Here is a 17,562-nt window from a genome sequence, read left to right on the forward strand (position 1 = left end):
CAATGCTGTATGGCCTGCCTTTAAACTCAGTAATTGTTCGGTTTCCAGCCGATATCCATATCGGCCCAGTCCTCGTTTGCGGAGCCAATGCTGACATCGCCGAGCGTGCGGAACGCCAGACGGGCATTGATCGACCAGTCATTGGCGGCCTGCCGGCTGGACGTGATATTGCCCTCATCGGAGTAGCTGACCGTCAAGATCGTGCATTCATCCTGATAGGCAATGCCAATACGGCGCTCGGCGGCAAATTTTCCGTTCAGATCGTAGTTGATCGAGCCGAACAGCGACCAGTTGTCGTCCATGCGCAGCGTACCGGAGGCCTGAACGATATCGCGGTCTTCATTGTAGCCGTACTGCGGCTGCGCCTTGACCTGCGTATAGCTGAGCTTGCCGGTGAGGCGGCGGTCCGAATAGCTGACGCCTGTCTCGGAACGGTTGATCTCGAGATTGTCCTTGTCGAAGCGCAGGCTCGACGACAGCGATAGGCCGATCGGCGCATCGAAGGCTGCCATGGCGACGTAGTCAGACCGGTCAGATTCGAGACCGGAATTGGCACCAACATTGAGCAGATCGTAAGAGGCGAAGGAATTGTCGCCCGCCAGATGGAAAGACTGGCCGGCAATGGCGCGAATGCCGTAGCCATTGTCAAACGTGCCGTTGTAGCGGAGGCCGATGTTTGCGCGCGTGCCGCCTTCGATCCGGTCGAAACCGGAGAACTTGTCACGTTCGAACAGGTTGGTCGCGTCGAACACGAAAGCCTGCGCATCTTCATTGGGGAAGCGGCCGGCATATTGTTCGTTCGGACGCACGAAAATCTGCGCAATCGGCTCGATCACGTGGTTGCTGTTAAGCGCCGTGAACAGCCAGGGGTAACGCACTTCCAGACCGCCGGTTACCATGCCGCGCAACGCCGCATCGTCCTGCATCATGCCCTGATAGGCATAGGAAGTGCCACCCGATGTAAAGCTTGCCGCCGACATATCCGTCCATAGCGCATCGCCACGGGCGGCAAGGATCGGCGTGATCTGCAGGCCGCTATCCATCGTGAAGGTGCGCTTCCATTCGGCTTCGGTGGAAAGACGCGTATAGTTGCCTTCAAGCCCGTTGAACCGCGAATAGCCTCCAAGCGCGTAGGCATCCTGTTTCTGGCGGGTGATGCTGGTCAGGTTGGTGGTCAGCGAAAGTTCGCCGCCATAGATCGGATCCGGTACGAAATAACGGTAGTCGACAACCGGATGAACGATGGCCTGCTTGCGTTCGTTGGACTCGTTGTTGTCCGTATCCTGAACGTTGAAATAATAGCCGCGGGCATCGAAACTGTTCCGCTCGCCTGTGCCAGCCAAATAGATCTGATTGGTCTGGACGTCGTTCTTGTAACCCTTCAGCCCATAGGTGCGCGAAAAGTTGTTGTCGGTCTGCACCATGGCATCCCAACCGAACGCCCAGCGCGGATTGATGGAGAAGTTACCCTTGCTGGCAATCATGCCGCGATTGTCGTTGAGGGCGTCACTGGTTCCGGCAGTAAATGTATCGGACTTCAGCTGGCTGATGCCGGCGACGGTCACGGTGTGCATGCCGGTTTCGAAACGCTGGCGCAGTTCCGCCTGCAGAAGCAGACCCTGCGTCGTGTAATAGGTCGGGGTAACGGTCACATCCGAGGTGTCGGACAGAACCTGAAAATAGGGCACGCCGATGCCGAAACCGAGGTTGTCGGTAATGCTCATTTGCGGGAACAGGAAACCCGACTTCCGCTTCACCGTATTGTCCGGAACCGTCAGGAACGGCACATAGGCGATCGAATGGCCAAAAAGCTGCAAGCGGGCTTTTTCCAGCCGGATCGTATGGGTCTTGCCGTCCTGAATGACGCGTTCAGCCTTGACCTGCCACAGCGGCGCCTTTTCGGGCCGTTCGGCGCAGGGCAAACAGGCGGTATAGACGCCGTTATTGAGGACCATGCGGTCGCCTTCGAGCCGTTCGGCACTTTCACCCGCGATGCGGGTATTGTCCGGGGTCTCGACGCGAAGCGCATTGACGAAGCCCTGACCGAAATCGTCAGTGACATCCATCTCGTCGGCATAGATCTTGTTGCCGCCGGGCTCGATCAGCTCGATGTTGCCATGCGCAATCACGCGGCCCGTCTGCTGATTATATTCCACTTGCTGGGCCACCATACGGTAGCCCGAATAATGCATGCGAACCACACCCTTCGCGATGACCCGCTGGGAATCGCGATTATAGGTCAGTTCATTTGCCGTAAGCAGGAGTTTCGAATCGTCTTGGCTTCCGGGCGCAAGCAAGCCACCCTGGCCGAAAGCGACCGGGCTGGATGCCAAATATGCGCACACAGCGGCACCTGTCAGAAGGGCCGTCCAAAGCCGCCTGATATTCCCGCGGTCATATACCGCCACTAGCCGTCCTCCTGATGAAGCAGAATGGTTGCCCCCAAAGCCAACGCCACGATGACTGGAACCCAGACCGCGACGGTGGGAGGGACAACGCCACCACTCCCGAATGCCCTTACGAGCACGGTTACTACATAAAGCACGAAGCCGGAAACGATTCCACCCAGAATCACGGAGCGCGACTGGGCGAAGCGGCTGAACTTTAATGAAACTGTCGCGGCGATCAAGGTCATCGCAACCAGAAGCAGGGGCGTCGATAGCAGGAAATGATACTGCGTCTCAAGCGCTTTCGAAGACAGTCCAAAAGACTTTGCAACTTCGATCTTGTGAGAAAGATCAAATAAAGCAACGGTTTCCGTCTGTGTCATGCGTTCCTGAACGAATTCCCGTCTCAGATTGGTACTGATCCGCGTGCTCTCTTGCCGAACTGGCACATGTCCCGCGCGGGTTTCCGCGACGCCGTTAAGAAGCCAGTAACCATCTTCCAACTTTGCCGACTTCGCGTCCTGCCGGGAGACAATGTTTCCGTCCTTGTCGAGGTGGATCAGAACCACATCGAGAAGCATGGTTCCGTTGTCTTCGAAGCTCTTGGCGCCGATGATCGTATCCTGGCCGCCACTCGACTGGCGCATCCAGGGAATGATGTCCTGCTGGCGACCGCCGCTGCCTTCGTTACGCCAGCCCGCCTCCATCGACAGCGAGCGGTTCTGGCCCCATGCAGCGATTGGATTGAGGACGAGGACGGACAGGATTCCAAGAAAGACCGCACCAAGGACAAAAGGAAGAATGAATTGCCAGGCGGAGACGCCCGCCGCACGCGTGACGACGAGCTCGTAACGCCGGTTGAGCGAGATCAGCGTCGTCATGCCGACGAAGAGCGCGATGAAGGGAATAGTCTGCTGCAAGATCAGCGGCAGACGAAGCGCGGTGAGGCCAAGTGCGCCCGGAACCGAATAGCCTGGCACGCTGGACATGCGCCGCGCCGTTTCGCTGAAATCGGCAAGATAGATGATTGCCGATACGCCGAGCAGGAACCAGATGGCCGTGATCAGATACCGTTTGAGGAAATACCGGGCGAGGGTGCTGAAAATCATGCGTTGCCGCTCCCCGAGCTTCGCGCCAGCCGGCTGGAGAAAAGACGGCGCAGACGGCTGGCCGTATCCGCGATGATCTTCGGCATTCTCGGCTTGCGGCCCGTGATGAGAATAAAGGCGGCGGCGGCGCCGCTGAGACCCGGCACGGCATAGACCAGCGGAATGAAAGCCGCGCTCTGCTTGACCTGGTTGGTGACGTAAAAACCGAGCCAGCGCAGCATGAAGGCCGTCACCAGCGCAGCGACCATCGGATGCATCCGCGCTTCACGATGCGAGCGCGCATCGGCGGCGATGACCAGCGATATCAGTGCGAAGGCGAAGGCGAACATCCAGTCCGACAGGCGCTTGTGCAGCTCACTGCGGAAGCTTTCGGGAGACCGCTTGTAACTCGCGTTGTTCTCGTCTGGCGAGAGAAGGAAACCGAGGCTCGCATCGCCCGGAGAAAGCGACGGTTCGGAAGTCTGCTTTTCCGACATGGTCGAAAGGTCGAAGGCATAGGACAGGAACTTGACGATGGAGACCTTGCCATCAGGTGTCTTCTGCTGGACTTCGCCGTCGCGCATCGTCAGCGACGTGCCGCTTTCATCGATCATGCCTTCCTTGGCGTAATAGATAAGATCGAAATTCGGATCGCGGCGGTCGGCGACGAACAGGCCCTTGAGGATACGGCCCTGACGCTGGGCGATCTGCACATAGAGGCCGTCCTGAACAGCGCGGAAGGTCTTTTCCTCGATCACCGACGAGAGGAGGTCGGCATAGGCAGCCGCCACCATCTGCCTGGCCGAATTTCGGGCAGGCGGCTCGATGAAGTTGGTGATGGTGAAGGAAAGCGCACTTAGAACGGCAGCCAGAATGATAACCGGGCGAAACATCACAGAGCGCGACGATCCTGCCGCATCGATGATGGCAAGCTCGGAATCGTTGTTCATCGCCGTGAATGTCTGGGTGATGCCGATGACGAGGGCGAAAGGCAACACGACGGGGATCAGCGTCGGCAGGATCATCGTCGCCAGCGCCATGAAGGAACCCATCGACTGGCCGGTATCGGTGACGAGGTTGATTCTCTGGAGAACCTGGATGGTCCAGATGATGGCCAGCACCGGCAGCAGCGCGACCAGAAACATCTGCGTTGTCCGTCGCAGGATATAGTTCTCGAGAAGCTTCATACTGCCCTTGTCGACATTGTTTTTCTGCGCGATCGCTCGCCGGATTTCCGCCTATCTAATCGCATCGTTTGCAATTGGCTATTCCGGCACGCTCACAAATATGTTTTGCACGATGATTTTTCCACCGCCTGTGTCTTTTTGTGGAACAAGCTGTCGGTTTCATGACGCGATCGGCCATTCCACAAAAATGCCTTTCCTTTAGCGAATGTCGGCCTTTAAAGAATGTGAGCCTTTAAAAATGCAGGGTTGCGCCGGGGGCCGAAAAGGCCATGATCGGGCGCACACGCAAGTTATCCACGAAGAGCAGGAAAACATGTCCGCCAAATTCGATATTTCTTTCGCCAATTCCGCCTCGCTTGAAAATACCCTTGCCGTTGTGCTGCAAGCCTCGGGTGAGGCGCAGGCAGCTGCCGGCGCATCGGAAGCCGATCCGGGCGGCGTGCTTGAACGGGCGGCAAAGATCTCGGGCTTTTCCGCAAAGTCCATGACGACACTCGACGTGATTGCGCCGCAGGGCTCGAATGCCGACCGGCTTCTCGTCATTGGCCTCGGCAAGCCGGCGAAACTTGTCGCCCATGACTGGCTGCGCGCCGGCGGCATTGCTGCCGCCAATTTCAGGAAGGCGGACAAGGTCGCCATCTATCTCGATGCCCCGGGCGTCGATGTCGGTGCGCAGGCGGCTGCGGATTTTGCGCTTGGCCTGCTGCTGCGCGCCTATAGCTTCGATGCCTATAAGACCAAGAAGAAATCCGATGATGAGAAGTCGCCGAAGAAAGTAGAAATCGTCATCGTGACGGCAGTCCATCAGGAGGCGGAAAAGGCCTTTGCCGTGTCGGATGCCGTCGCGGGCGGCGTTGTCCTGGCGCGTGATCTCGTCAACCTGCCGCCGAATGTTCTCGGTCCTGTCGAGTTCGCCGAAAAGGCCGAAGAGTTGAAGAAGCTCGGTGTCGAGGTCGAAATTCTCGGCGAGAAGGAGCTGAAGAAGCTTGGCATGAACGCGCTTCTCGGTGTGGCGCAGGGTTCGGCGCGTCCGCCCCGGCTTGCGGTCATGCAGTGGAACGGCGGCTCCAAGAAGGACGAGCCTATCGCCTTCGTCGGCAAGGGCGTCGTGTTCGATACCGGCGGTATCTCGCTGAAGCCCGGCCTTAACATGGAAGACATGAAGGGCGACATGGGTGGCGCTGCCGCCGTGACCGGCCTCATGCACACGCTTGCGGCCCGCAAGGCGAAAGCCAATGTGATCGGCGTCATCGGTCTGGTGGAGAACATGCCTGATGGTAACGCCCAGCGTCCCGGCGATATCGTCACCTCCATGTCCGGCCAGACAATCGAGATCATCAATACCGACGCCGAAGGCCGGCTGGTTCTGGCTGATGCACTCTGGTACACCAAGGAGCGTTTCAGCCCGAAATTCATGATCAACCTCGCCACCTTGACGGGAGCGATCACGGTTGCTCTCGGCAATCTTCAGGCTGGCCTTTTCTCGAATGACGACGAGTTGGCTGCACGTCTTTCGCAGGCGGGCGATGTTACGGCGGAGAAGCTGTGGCGCATGCCGCTCGGCAAGGATTACGACAAGATTATTGATTCCAAATTCGCCGACATGAAGAACAGCTCCGGCCGTCTGGCGGGCTCGGTCACCGCCGCTCAGTTCCTCAAGCGTTTCGTGGGCGAAACACCCTGGGCGCATCTCGATATCGCCGGCACCGCCATGGGTTCGCCGATGACCGAGATCAACCAGTCCTGGGGATCCGGCTACGGTGTGCGGCTGCTGAACGAACTCGTTCGCGCCCACTACGAAGATTGATGCGACCGGAGCTGCAAGTCCGCAGATGACTGAAATCCTGTTCTACCATCTGACGGAATCCAAGCTGGAGGATGCATTGCCGCCCTTGCTCGAAAAATCGCTGGAACGCGGCTGGAAGGTCGCGATCCAGACGGTGGACGAGGAGCGCCGCGATTTCCTCGACACGCATCTGTGGACCTTTCGTGACGACAGTTTTCTGCCGCACGCAACGGATACCTCTGCCTCGCCGCAAAACCAGCCGATTCTTTTGACGGCGTCGGATGCGAACGGTAACGAGGCGAGTGTCCGCTTTCTGGTCGACGGTGCCGAACCGCCAGCGGTGGAGGGCTATGAGCGGATAGTGTTCATGTTCGACGGATACGATGCCTACCAGCTGGAAATGGCGCGGAATCACTGGAAAAGGCTGAAGACCGAAGGTCATGCGCTGACCTATTGGCAGCAATCGCCGGAAGGCCGCTGGCAGAAGAAGGCCTGATCACAGCTCCCCACACAAAAAGACTGGCAAAAATTCGCATGTGGCGCCGCCTGTCGGTTTTCGCATTATGAGCCGAATCGGACATAGCTGTCTGATCCGGCCGACAGGTGACGGAAGGTGGCGGCTGCCACAGACGAAACAGCAGAAGGACATCATCATGGGACAGGCGATTTCACGGCCCGACGGGGAAATAGAGCGTCTTGTCGCGGTGCGGTCAATCATGTCCGTCAAGAATGCCGAGATGCCGGAACTGGAAGTGCTGTCTCGATTGGGGCAGGGCGTCTTTGACGTCCCGCGTGCGGCCGTCCATATCGTCGATGAGGACTGGCTCCATATTGCCGAACAGGCGGGAATGCAACTTTCGGAATGCCCGCGCGATCTGTCGATCTGCAACCGAGTAATTGCCAGGCAGGATGTCGTGGTCATTTCCGATCTGACCCAGCATCCGGATTTCCGCTTCATGTCTTATGTGAAAGGCGGTCCCGGATTGCGTTCCTATGCCGGCGCGCCGATTGAGCTGGAACCGGGTCTTGTGGTCGGCGCCTTTTGCCTTGTCGATACGGTGCCGAGAAAATTCTCTCACAGCGAAATTGACAATCTGAAGCACTTCGCGCTGCTGGCGGCCGCACTCCTGCGTCTACAGAAGGCCAACTTCACAATGAGTCTGGCGGAGCGTGAATTGCGGGATGCGGTGATGACTGATCCGTTGACCGGCTTTTACAATCGCAAGGCGCTGGAGGCGATTGTCGATGGCCAGCTCGGCGCGGCCCTGCGTGAGAACGAGGCCTTCGGCGTGCTCTATCTCGATCTGGACGGTTTCAAGGCGATCAATGACACGTTCGGCCACCCGGCGGGTGACCGGGTGCTCACCGCCGCCGCCGACCGCATTCGTAATTCGATCCGCAGCGAAGATACGGTGGTGCGCATGGGGGGCGACGAATTCGCCATTTTCATACCCCGTCCCAGCAGGTCTGAGGTGATGAACGGACTGGCAGACCGGCTTCTGGCGGCCTTCCGTGAACCCTTTGATGTTGACGGGCAGGCGGTCGGTGCGCGTCTCAGCATTGGCGGCGCCATCGCCCCTCAGGCCGGTGCTGACCGCGCCACGCTTTTGCGCAGCGTAGACGAGGCACTGTATCAGGCAAAAAAGTCAGGGCGCGACCGTTTCGTCAGCCGCGCCCTTTGATGCACCTGTCTTCCGGAAGGCTTCCAAAAGCCTTTCGACTTCTCAGTCGTAGAAAGAATCCACGAATTTGTGACGGCCGAGCAGGAAGGCATCGGCCACATGGGTCAACGGCGCAAGATCGACATCAGAGCGTCCGGCCTTGATGATTTCCGCAAAACGCTCGTAGAGCGCCGGATATTCCCGCTCGGGTTCCGACACTGCCTGCTCGCCATTGATGGAGAGCTTCGCGCCGCCTTCCGAAAGCACCATCTGCCCGGCCGCCGTTTCGGCAATGATATCCCAGCTCTGCTTGCCGGTCTGGCGCCAGTCGAACTCGGCGCGCACGGGCATTTTCGTCACGTCGGAAAAATGCAGCTCGGCAGCGATGGGCGCGTCGCGGTTTTCCGGGAACTCAAGCGTTGCCTTGGTCAGGAACAGCGCGCGGGGCAGGATGTGGGTGATGATCGACAGCGCGTTGATGCCGGGATCGAACACACCGAGACCGCCCGCCTGCCAGATCCATGCCTGGTTGGGGTGCCAGTGGCGCACATCCTCTTTCCAGATGACATGCACGCTGTCGATTTTTGTCGAGGCCAGAAACGCCTTTGCAGCTTCAACGCCCGGCGCATAACGCGAGTGCCAGCTTGCAAATAGCGAAAGACCCTTCGAATCCGCAAGGCGAACGAGATCCTGAACTTCCGAAAGCGTTGCGCCCGGCGGCTTTTCGAGGAAAACGTGCTTGCCGGCATTCAGCGCCGCATAAGCAGCCTCGTAACGGTACTGCGGCGGCATGCAGAGCGATACGGCCTCGATATCCTCGACGGCCTCGAGCATGGTCTCGATGGTGCCGTAAGAAGCGACGCCATCCACGGTACCGTGGCGGCTGGCCGTGCAGATCAATTCAAAATCCGGATTGCCTGCGATGGCGGGAAGGTGCTGGTCGCGAACGATTTTGCCGACGCCGACGATGGCAAGCTTGGTGGCTGACATGAAGTGGAACCCATTTGTATGATGCGTGGGATAAAGTGTGACTTTACGAGTTTTTTAACAGAAACGCTCAAAGGAGCAAGGCGATCGTCCTTGCAGGTCTCGTCTTTTTTCCGTGCGTAAGGGTATGGCAAAAATCGGTATGCATATTTTATGTTGCCTAATATTTGAAATGTGAAAATATTCTTTCAAATTTAAAAGTATTGATTTTTATAACTTAATGCCTTTAAGATTCGAACTTGAAGTTACGTTCCGAAATATTAATGTATATTTTACATGTAAATCAATTTAAATTTCAGTATTAAAAGTATGATAATTAAAATTGAAAATACATCTTTATATGGATTTTGTCAGGATTTCAGCGAAGGCAATTGTCAAATAAATACATACAGCGTAATTCTTGCATCGTTATCTACACTCCGTTCTTTAAGGTCGACGTAAAATTCGTGCGGTAGACTATCTCGTTGGTTTTTTCGTCCGGTTGTTGGTTGGCGCTTCGCTCCGTTGCTTGATTTTCCTGCTCGGCATTGTCCGACGCCGGCGGTGAGGAGGTACCCGAACTCGTGACTTATCAGTCACTCGCTGCTGGCTCCTGTCCGGTGATTTCGCCCGAGGGCAGCCCGCGATGGAGCGACAGGTCGTGTGGAGCGATTGGCTATATGTACTGATTTTCCTGCGTAAACGCGGGATTTGTGAAGGTCAAACGCCGGAATCACGGCGACAGAATAAGTAATGACCGGGGGACATGCAGAGATGATGGAATTGATCGCCGCCCAAGCGGCCGCGTCAGCCGCCGAGTTGCCGTTCCTGCTGCTCCAGGCTGCGGCCCTTGTCGGCATGGTGTCAGTGCTGATCCTTCTGCAGCGAAACATCGCTCTCGATGACGCTCGTTATAAAATCTACTACGGCATCATCTTCGGAGTTACCGGTTTTTTGCTGACGCTGCTGGTATCCGAGTTCATCAAGCTGCCTTCCAAGCCCTATATCCGCTCTGACCTGCTGTTCCTGGCTGGCGTGTTGGGGTCCTGGCAAGGCGGTTTGATCAGTCTGGCGCTCGTCTCCGCCGGGCGGCTTTTGTTCGGTGGTCCGGCACTCTTTGGGGCTGCATTTCTGGATATGAGCATCATCTCGGCTTTCGGGATGCTGATGTATGGCTGGATGCGCAATCGCAGTCTTACTGAACTCGGCGCCCGCGAGGTCTTCGGCGTATTTGCGGTCAGGATTTTCGCGGCGTTGTTCGCTGTTTGCGTGACCTACAGTCTCAGCATGATAAATCAGGAGGTTTTTCTCAGTAACGTCGGACGTCGCATCTTCGGCTCGTTGGTCGGGCTGCCGATGATCGCCTGTCTGTTTTTGTTGCTGCGCAGCGAGGCGCGGGCGCGTGAGGAGGCAAGAAAACGCGATGCTGCGGCGCGGACGGATTCGTTGACGGGCCTGCCCAACAGGCGCGCCCTCAAAGACCATATCGAAGCCGTAATGCGGCAGGAGCCGGCCGTTCCGCACGCTCTCCTTCTCATAGAAATCGTCAATATCGCCGATGTCGCCGCCTGCCAGGGCGAGGATTGGGGCGATCTTTTCTGGCCGAGGCTGGCACAGGAAATCTGCAACACCGACAACGGCCTCCTGTCGAGCTCCAATGCACCGCGTAGCTTCATGTTCGGCGATACCACCCTTGCAGTCGTCATTGCGGGGATTTCGCTCGAGAAGTCGGAAAGCACAAGGCTGATGATGCGCCTCCATGACGGGCTAAGTACATTTTCACGGTCTGCAGACGCCGAGCCGGTGCCGCATCTGAAAATAGGTGCTGCTAATCTGGATAAGCTTTCCCGGCAGAACGTGGCTTCCTTCCTCCGGCAGCTTAGTCTTGCGCTGAGGGGAAGCGAAAATCCGGTGCAGATATTCCCCTTCTCCTTTGCCGATAAGGCCACGCGGGACGAGGGGGTGCGCCAGATGCTGGTCAACTGGATCAGATCCGGCAAGCCGCCGATATTTTATCAGCCGAAATTCGAAATGTACAATCGCCGCATGATTGGCGCGGAGGCTCTTTTACGGGCTGTGGATGCGCGCGGACAGCCGCTTTCGCCCTATTATGTGCTGGAGATTGCCGAGCGTCACCGGCTGCTGGTGGAGTTTGAATGGTCGACGATCGAAGCCGTCGTCCGCGATCTCATCGATCTGCGGGGCCTCGACCCGGACTTTCATCTGGCGGTGAACATTTCCGCATCGTCTTTTGCCACTGCGGGCTTCGGAGAGCGGGTTGTGGCCTTTTTGAACGAGATGGGGGTCCCGGCGCACCGTCTGTCGATCGAGGTGACGGAGATGAGCAGGATACCGGCTATCGACATCGTGCAGCAGAATTTCGACAGGCTGAGCGAAGCGGGCGTGCGGCTGGCGCTCGATGATTTTGGCACCGGTTATGCGGCACTCACCCTGCTTGCGAGGTTCCCCTTCGAGGAGGTCAAGATCGATCACTGGATGACGTCCCGGCTTGAACAGTCGCGGTTCAGGGAGGCCATCGCGCTCGCCTTCGAAAGCGCCGAACGTTACGGCGCCACGCTGGTGACGGAAGGTATAGAAACGGAAGAGCAGAGCAGGCTGCTCATGCAGATGGGAATCCGTTTCGGTCAGGGCTATCTTTATTCGCCCGCCGTGCCGCTCGAGCGGCTGCAGCCTCGCAGGGAATGCGCTTAGCTTTTCGCACGAGCATCATGACGCATCACTGCGCCATCGCATCCTCATATTCGCTTGAAAGCATCAGCCACTGCTCCTCGGCGTCCGAAAGCTTGCTCGCGGCTTCGCCACGCTCTTTGACTTTCTGCGCGGCCTTGGCAGGTGCCTTTTCGTACAAGGCCGGGTCCGCCAGTTCCTTGTCGAGCGCCTGAATCATTTTCTCAAGCTTCGCCGTCAAAGATTCGATTTCATTGATCTTTTTCTTCAGCGGCGCAAGCTGGGCGCGTTTTTCGGCGTTGGCCTTGCGCTGGTCGGCTTTCGATGTCTGGTCGGCGGCGGCTTCTGTCTTCTCTTCCTTCTTTTTTCCGGAAGAGACGACGAGGTCGCGATATTCCTCCATGTCACCTTCGAACGTCTTCACCGTGCCATCGGCCACCAGCCACAGGCGGTCGACAGTTGCCTCGATGAGATGCCGGTCGTGCGAGATGAGGATGACGGCGCCGTTATAGTCGTTCAGCGCCTCGATCAGCGCCCGGCGACTGTCGATGTCGAGATGGTTGGTCGGTTCGTCGAGGATGAGCAGATTTGGCGCATGGAAGGCCGCAAGTCCCATCAGCAGCCGGGCCTTTTCACCGCCGGACAGGTCTTTCGCCGCCGTCGCCATCTTCTCCGTCGCAAGGCCCATCTGCGCCACCCGTGCCCGCACCTGCGCTTCGGACGCCAGCGGCATCAGCTTGCGCACATGTTCGACCGGTGTCTGGTCCGGCACGAGATCGTCCAGCTGATGCTGCGCAAAGAAACCGATCTTCAGGCCGGGGGCGATGCGAAGATCGCCCGCCTGCGGCGCAAGCCTGCCGGAGATGAATTTCGCAAAGGTCGATTTGCCGTTGCCGTTGGAACCGAGCAGCGCGATGCGGTCGTCATTGTCGATCCGGAGATTGAGCTGCTTCAGAATGGATTTGCCCGGCTCGTAGCCCACGGCACCGCCATTGATGGCGACGATAGGTGAGGCGGGCTGTTTTTCCGGCTCCGGGAACGTAATCGGCTGGACGTGGTCCTCGATCACGGCGGCGACGGTGCCCATGCGCTCCAGCGCCTTGATACGGCTCTGCGCCTGACGCGCCTTGGTGGCCTTGGCGCGAAAACGGTCGATGAAGCTTTGCAGATGTTTGCGCGCGGCGTCGTTTTTCACCTTCGCCTTCATCTGCAATTCGTCTGCTTCGGCTTTCTGGCGCTCGAACTGGTCGTAACCGCCGCGATAGAAGGTCAGTTTCTTCTGGTCCAGATGCACGATGGAATTGACGGCATTGTTCAGGAGATCGCGGTCGTGGCTGATGATGATGACGGTATGTGGGTAACGCCGGATATAGTCTTCCAGCCAGAGCGTGCCTTCAAGGTCGAGATAGTTGGTCGGCTCGTCGAGCAGCAAGAGGTCGGGTTCGGCAAACAGCACGGATGCCAGCGCCACGCGCATGCGCCAGCCGCCGGAGAAGGAGGAGGCGGGGCGAAGCTGCGCCTCGTGATCGAAGCCAAGACCGGCAAGAATGCTGGACGCGCGGGCTTCGGCCGAATGCGCGTCGATATCGACCAACCGCACCTGGATTTCGGCGATCCGGTGCGGGTCTGTTGCGGTTTCCGCCTCGGCCAGCAGCGCGCTGCGCTCCTTGTCGGCGGAAAGCACGATGGAAATCAGCGATTCTTCCGTTCCCGGCGCTTCCTGCGCAACCTGGCCGATGCGCGCCAGTTTCGGGATCGTTACCGAACCGCTTTCCGCTGAAAAGTCACCGGTGATGACCCGGAAAAGAGTGGATTTGCCGGCGCCGTTGCGGCCAACGAGGCCCACTTTCACGCCAGCCGGAAGCGTCACGCTGGCGTGGTCGAGAAGCAGGCGGCCGGCGATGCGGGCGGAGAGATCGGTAATCGTAATCATGGCGCCGTTTTGGCCGAACTGCGTGGCCAAGGCAAGAGCGCGCGCGCCACACCAGATCAGATATGCAGCTTCAACAGCCGAGCTGTGCCAGATAGCTGCTGCGGCTGTGTTGAGCCACGTCCCGGGAGTAGCCTATGACGCAATTGCGCGTGCCGCAGCGTGCGGATAGCAGGGCGAGCTCGGCATGGCTGAAAAATTCGGCTGATGTCGTGGTGCAGTCCACTGCCGCAACGCCGATCGAGACGGTCAGATGCTCGCCGTCGCCCTCACTGGTGACGAAACGCAGCGCCTCGACGTTCTGCCGCAACCGCTCTGCAATTGCTTCAGCTGTATTTTGCGAGACGCCAGCAAACAGAAAAGCGAACTCGTTTCCGCCGATGCGGGCAACGAAATCGTCCTTCTTGATCGTCTTGCGGAAAAGCGCTGCCAGCCGGCGCAGCGCCTTGTTGCCAGCGGTGGGGCCGTATTTGCCGTTGATTTCGCGGAAATGGTCGATGTTGAGCAGCACAAGCGATGTGGCGGATGCTCCTTGATCGCCCGAAAACAGGTCGCCGAGCTTCTCGAGGAAAGCCGCCCGGTTGGGAAGCGCCGTCAAGGCATCACGCAGGGAGTTCGCCTGAAGATCGGTCCGGCTTTTCTCAACCTCGCGGATTTTCATCAGCCCCATGGAAACGAAATGCCGGAGGCTCGTTTGTTCCTCGTGAATATCGCCGATCAATTGCGCAAGCCGCTCCGTTGCAGGCAGCTCGGAGTGATCTTGCCCGGAAAGACTGGAAATGAATGTTTCGGTGCGTTGCAGGCCGGCTTCCAGCCGCGCGGAAATCTGCTTCAGCGTTTCAAAAGCCGTCGCTGCCATCTGCTCGGCCTCGATCTTCGAAAAACCCGGCAGATTGTGTCTCTGGCCGACAATATCGATTTCATGCTGTTGCGGCGCGTTGCCAAGGGCGAGAATATCGCGTCCCATCGCCGGGTTGTGCCCCGACAATATTTCGTAAATCAGTTCGTAGTTTCGCGGCAGCGGCGCAATATTCATCTTGTCGATGAACTGAGCGATTTTCGTAAAGACGAGACCGTTCCTTGCCTGTTCGCGTTTTTTATCGCCCGCTGTTGACGTCACTGACAGCCCCAATACCAATAGATTATGAATGCACCGGCGATAACCGATTGTTGAACACGATTATTCTTACAAGCAACGGTTTAAATAGGCTAAACCTGGTGAGGTTTTCATCGCCGCGAGACCCAAATTCCCGTGGAAGGGACGGTTACGCGCCGGAAGCGTTTTTTGATCAGTAGTATGACAAATCCTGATTTGATTTCACGCGGTGGTCGTTTTTATATCTCATCATCGATGTAGCAGAAGAGGGTGCAGCCTATGACGACCTCCAGAACCTTATATTCACTTTGCGGAAGCGATAGCTCACGGCCGTTTTCTCCCCATTGCTGGAAAACCGTGCTTTCGCTGGCGCATAAGGGGCTGGATTTCGAAGAGCGCCCCCTGCCATTCACGGTTATTCCCACCGTGGAGGACGGTTTTTCGAAGACCGTGCCGATCCTTCGTGACGGCGATCATCTGGTGAGCGACAGTTTCGAGATCGCCCTTTATCTGGATGAGGCCTATCCGGAGCGGCCGTCGCTGTTTAACGGGGAAGGCGGCAAGGCCATGGCGCGTTTCGTTGAAAGCTGGTCGCAGACGGTGCTGCACCCGGCCATCGTCCGTATCGCTGTTCTCGATATTCACGACATGCTGAACGAACCGGACCGGAATTATTTCCGCGACAGCAGGACAAAGGCGCTCGGCCGCCCGCTTGAGGATGTGGTGGCGAACCGCCAGGCCGAAATTGCCGCCTTTCCGGCATTGCTGACGCCGATCCGCCGCATGCTGGGCTTCCAGCCTTTCATCGGCGGCTCATCGCCGCTGTTTGCGGATTACATCGTTTTCGGTGCGCTGCAATGGGCAAGGATCACCGCCGGAGCGGATCTGTTTTCGGAAAACGACCCCGTCCGTGACTGGTTCGAAGGATGCCTCGACCTCCACGACGCCAGAGGCCGCAGTGTGACAGCGGCGTGAAATGTCTGCAGCCATCGTCGCAATGTGGTTGATCCCCCTTGTTTTCGGGCCTTTGGGCGGGTAAAGACCGCCCACTTTCTCTATAGGAAAAGGAAACGGACACATGGCGATTGAACGCACATTTTCGATGATCAAGCCGGACGCAACCAAGCGTAACCTGACTGGCGCGATCACCAAGGTATTTGAAGACAACGGTCTGCGCATCGTCGCCTCCAAGCGCGTCTGGATGAGCAAGCGCGAAGCCGAAGGCTTCTACGCCGTTCACAAAGAGCGTCCCTTCTTCGGCGAACTCGTTGAAGGCATGACATCCGGCCCGACCATCGTTCAGGTTCTGGAAGGCGAAAACGCTATCCTCAAGAACCGCGAAATCATGGGCGCAACCAACCCGGCCCAGGCTGCTGAAGGCACCATCCGCAAGAGCTTCGCGCTTTCCATCGGCGAAAACTCTGTTCACGGTTCGGACGCTCCGGAAACCGCCGCACAGGAAATCGCCTACTGGTTCGCCGAAACCGAAATCGTCGGCTGATTCAAAATATCAACGGCTTGAATCGCCCTCTCAGGCGATGGCATGAAGCCGCTGAAAAGACTCGATGAAACGGAGCCGAAAGGCTCCGTTTTTTTTGTTTTGTTGCCGATAAAAGTTTACACCGAAGCCATCCACACGGACCTCAGTCCTGTGACGAGCACAGGTATGAGGGGAGGTCTTCACGACGCCGGACACCCCTCGACAGGCCGCATATCCGTCGTGCCGTCCGCTTTGAACACGTCCGGGTTGGGCGTGTAGAGCGGGCCGACCGTGAGCGGTTTGGCGGGAAGGAGCGATTGGTCGGTGTCGGAGCGGATGGTGGTCTCTATCGTCTGCAGTACATCGCCTTCCGGCCCTTTGATGCGGATCGTGACCTTGTAGGGGCGGTCCTGCTTGACGCATTCGACCGGTGGGCTTTGAACGGCGATCTTTTCATCTGCCGGGAAAATCTTCTCCCTGGTCGTCAGCTCGGCGCCGCCGCGGGGATTTTCGAAGGTCGCCTCCAGCGTGCTGCCGTCGCGGATGGGGGCGATGCGCTGCAAGGTCACGAGATAGGTGGCAATCGCCACACGGTAGTTGAAGACGAACATGCGGCCGGAAACCTTCGCGACATCGCGTGGCTCGTCCCGCTGACAGCCGGAAAGACCGAGCACCGCCGTGATCGCAAGCAATGGAATGGTTATTCCTCTCATGCCTGCGCCTCCTTCTTGCGGTGATAGTGCCGGCTGGCTTTCTGCCGGTTGCCGCACACCGTCATGTCGCACCAGATGCGGCTTCTGTTCTTGCTGCGGTCGATGAAAAGCCAACCACAATTGCCGCAAATCCGCAGCCGCTTCCGCGTCTCCGCCGCAAGCAGCGACAGAGCTGAATGGGCGGTCGCATTGGCAAGGCTCTCTCGCAGGGGAAACGACCGTAGTGCCGTGCCACATGCGAAGAGAAGCCCGGCAAGCCGCCCGTCGTCATCGCCGCCGCTCGTCATCGACGAGCGGAAATAATCGTCGATCGCCTCGCGAAGATCGAGAAATACCTGCCTCATGTCCGCTTCGGGTGCGATGAGGGCGGGAAACCTGTCGCGCTCCGCTCCGAGCCGGGTCGACGCCTCGGCAAAGGTGGCAATCTGCTCAGGCGTGGCGAAACGGTCGACTGATTTTGCCGCGTCGGCGCGCAGGATGACGCTATTGGCGACATCGAGGGCCAACGCGCCGCCTGCGAAACGATGTTCTGTCCAGCGAAATGTCATGGCGACATTATAACTATCAAAATGGATTTTAA

At 58.0% G+C, this 17,562-nt stretch carries 14 protein-coding genes; 6 read left to right on the forward strand and 8 right to left on the reverse strand.

The annotated features are described in order from the left end of the window. Positions 1 to 26 precede the first annotated feature (26 nt). The 3 genes from CRP02_RS16655 to CRP02_RS16665 are packed head-to-tail and all read right to left on the reverse strand — an operon-like array spanning position 27 to position 4,662. The gene (locus CRP02_RS16655) at positions 27 to 2,408 is read right to left on the reverse strand and encodes an LPS-assembly protein LptD (protein WP_097102136.1); all 2,382 of its coding nucleotides are present in this window, start codon (positions 2,406 to 2,408) and stop codon (positions 27 to 29) included. Continuing rightward, on the reverse strand, positions 2,408 to 3,496 hold the full coding sequence (lptG, locus tag CRP02_RS16660; protein WP_097102138.1) for an LPS export ABC transporter permease LptG: 1,089 nt from the start codon (positions 3,494 to 3,496) through the stop codon (positions 2,408 to 2,410). The genes CRP02_RS16655 and lptG overlap by 1 nt, the downstream gene beginning before the upstream one ends. Beyond that, complete coding sequence (locus CRP02_RS16665) at positions 3,493 to 4,662, reverse strand: LptF/LptG family permease (RefSeq protein ID WP_003512402.1); 1,170 nt, start codon at positions 4,660 to 4,662, stop codon at positions 3,493 to 3,495. The genes lptG and CRP02_RS16665 overlap by 4 nt, the downstream gene beginning before the upstream one ends. Before the next feature lie 313 nt (positions 4,663 to 4,975). Here CRP02_RS16665 and CRP02_RS16670 point away from each other — a divergent pair, with 313 nt between their 5' ends. The 3 genes from CRP02_RS16670 to CRP02_RS16680 all read left to right on the forward strand — a co-directional run bounded on the left by CRP02_RS16670 (position 4,976) and on the right by CRP02_RS16680 (position 8,130). Next, positions 4,976 to 6,469 carry a leucyl aminopeptidase gene (locus CRP02_RS16670; RefSeq protein WP_097171764.1) on the forward strand — a complete coding sequence of 498 codons (1,494 nt, stop codon included), beginning with the start codon at positions 4,976 to 4,978 and terminating at the stop codon, positions 6,467 to 6,469. Positions 6,470 to 6,494: 25 nt separating this feature from the next. Further along, positions 6,495 to 6,944, forward strand: a complete 450-nt coding sequence (locus CRP02_RS16675; RefSeq protein ID WP_097171765.1) for a DNA polymerase III subunit chi — start codon at positions 6,495 to 6,497, stop codon at positions 6,942 to 6,944. Between the two features lie 157 nt (positions 6,945 to 7,101). Then, positions 7,102 to 8,130, forward strand: a complete 1,029-nt coding sequence (locus tag CRP02_RS16680) for a sensor domain-containing diguanylate cyclase (protein ID WP_097172816.1) — start codon at positions 7,102 to 7,104, stop codon at positions 8,128 to 8,130. 42 nt (positions 8,131 to 8,172) lie between these two features. Here the strand turns inward: CRP02_RS16680 and CRP02_RS16685 are convergent, their stop codons facing one another. Next, positions 8,173 to 9,099, reverse strand: coding sequence for a Gfo/Idh/MocA family protein (locus tag CRP02_RS16685; RefSeq protein WP_097171766.1), 927 nt, complete (start codon positions 9,097 to 9,099; stop codon positions 8,173 to 8,175). Positions 9,100 to 9,849: 750 nt separating this feature from the next. Between CRP02_RS16685 and CRP02_RS16690 the strand changes: the two genes are divergently transcribed. Then, a complete protein-coding gene (locus CRP02_RS16690; protein WP_097172817.1) occupies positions 9,850 to 11,787 on the forward strand; it encodes a GGDEF domain-containing phosphodiesterase in 1,938 nt (645 codons plus the stop codon). A 25-nt stretch (positions 11,788 to 11,812) separates the two neighbouring features. Here CRP02_RS16690 and abc-f read toward each other — a convergent pair whose 3' ends face one another. Then, complete coding sequence (gene abc-f / locus CRP02_RS16695) at positions 11,813 to 13,696, reverse strand: ribosomal protection-like ABC-F family protein (protein WP_097171767.1); 1,884 nt, start codon at positions 13,694 to 13,696, stop codon at positions 11,813 to 11,815. Positions 13,697 to 13,766: 70 nt separating this feature from the next. Further along, positions 13,767 to 14,813, reverse strand: coding sequence for a GGDEF domain-containing protein (locus tag CRP02_RS16700; RefSeq protein ID WP_179784050.1), 1,047 nt, complete (start codon positions 14,811 to 14,813; stop codon positions 13,767 to 13,769). A 255-nt stretch (positions 14,814 to 15,068) separates the two neighbouring features. On the opposite strand from CRP02_RS16700, the gene CRP02_RS16705 reads away from it, so the two are divergent. Beyond that, positions 15,069 to 15,764 carry a glutathione S-transferase family protein gene (locus tag CRP02_RS16705; protein WP_097171768.1) on the forward strand — a complete coding sequence of 232 codons (696 nt, stop codon included), beginning with the start codon at positions 15,069 to 15,071 and terminating at the stop codon, positions 15,762 to 15,764. A 103-nt stretch (positions 15,765 to 15,867) separates the two neighbouring features. Further along, the gene (gene ndk, locus CRP02_RS16710) at positions 15,868 to 16,290 is read left to right on the forward strand and encodes a nucleoside-diphosphate kinase (RefSeq protein ID WP_003502118.1); all 423 of its coding nucleotides are present in this window, start codon (positions 15,868 to 15,870) and stop codon (positions 16,288 to 16,290) included. Between the two features lie 179 nt (positions 16,291 to 16,469). Here the strand turns inward: ndk and CRP02_RS16715 are convergent, their stop codons facing one another. Continuing rightward, on the reverse strand, positions 16,470 to 16,982 hold the full coding sequence (locus CRP02_RS16715) for a hypothetical protein (RefSeq protein ID WP_097171769.1): 513 nt from the start codon (positions 16,980 to 16,982) through the stop codon (positions 16,470 to 16,472). Beyond that, positions 16,979 to 17,530 (reverse strand): CGNR zinc finger domain-containing protein, encoded by a 552-nt coding sequence (locus CRP02_RS16720; protein ID WP_097171770.1) that lies wholly within the window; start codon positions 17,528 to 17,530, stop codon positions 16,979 to 16,981. The genes CRP02_RS16715 and CRP02_RS16720 overlap by 4 nt, the downstream gene beginning before the upstream one ends. Positions 17,531 to 17,562 lie beyond the last annotated feature (32 nt).

Source organism: Rhizobium sp. AN5 (genome assembly GCF_900215255.1).
Taxonomy (GTDB): domain Bacteria; phylum Pseudomonadota; class Alphaproteobacteria; order Rhizobiales; family Rhizobiaceae; genus Agrobacterium; species Agrobacterium tumefaciens.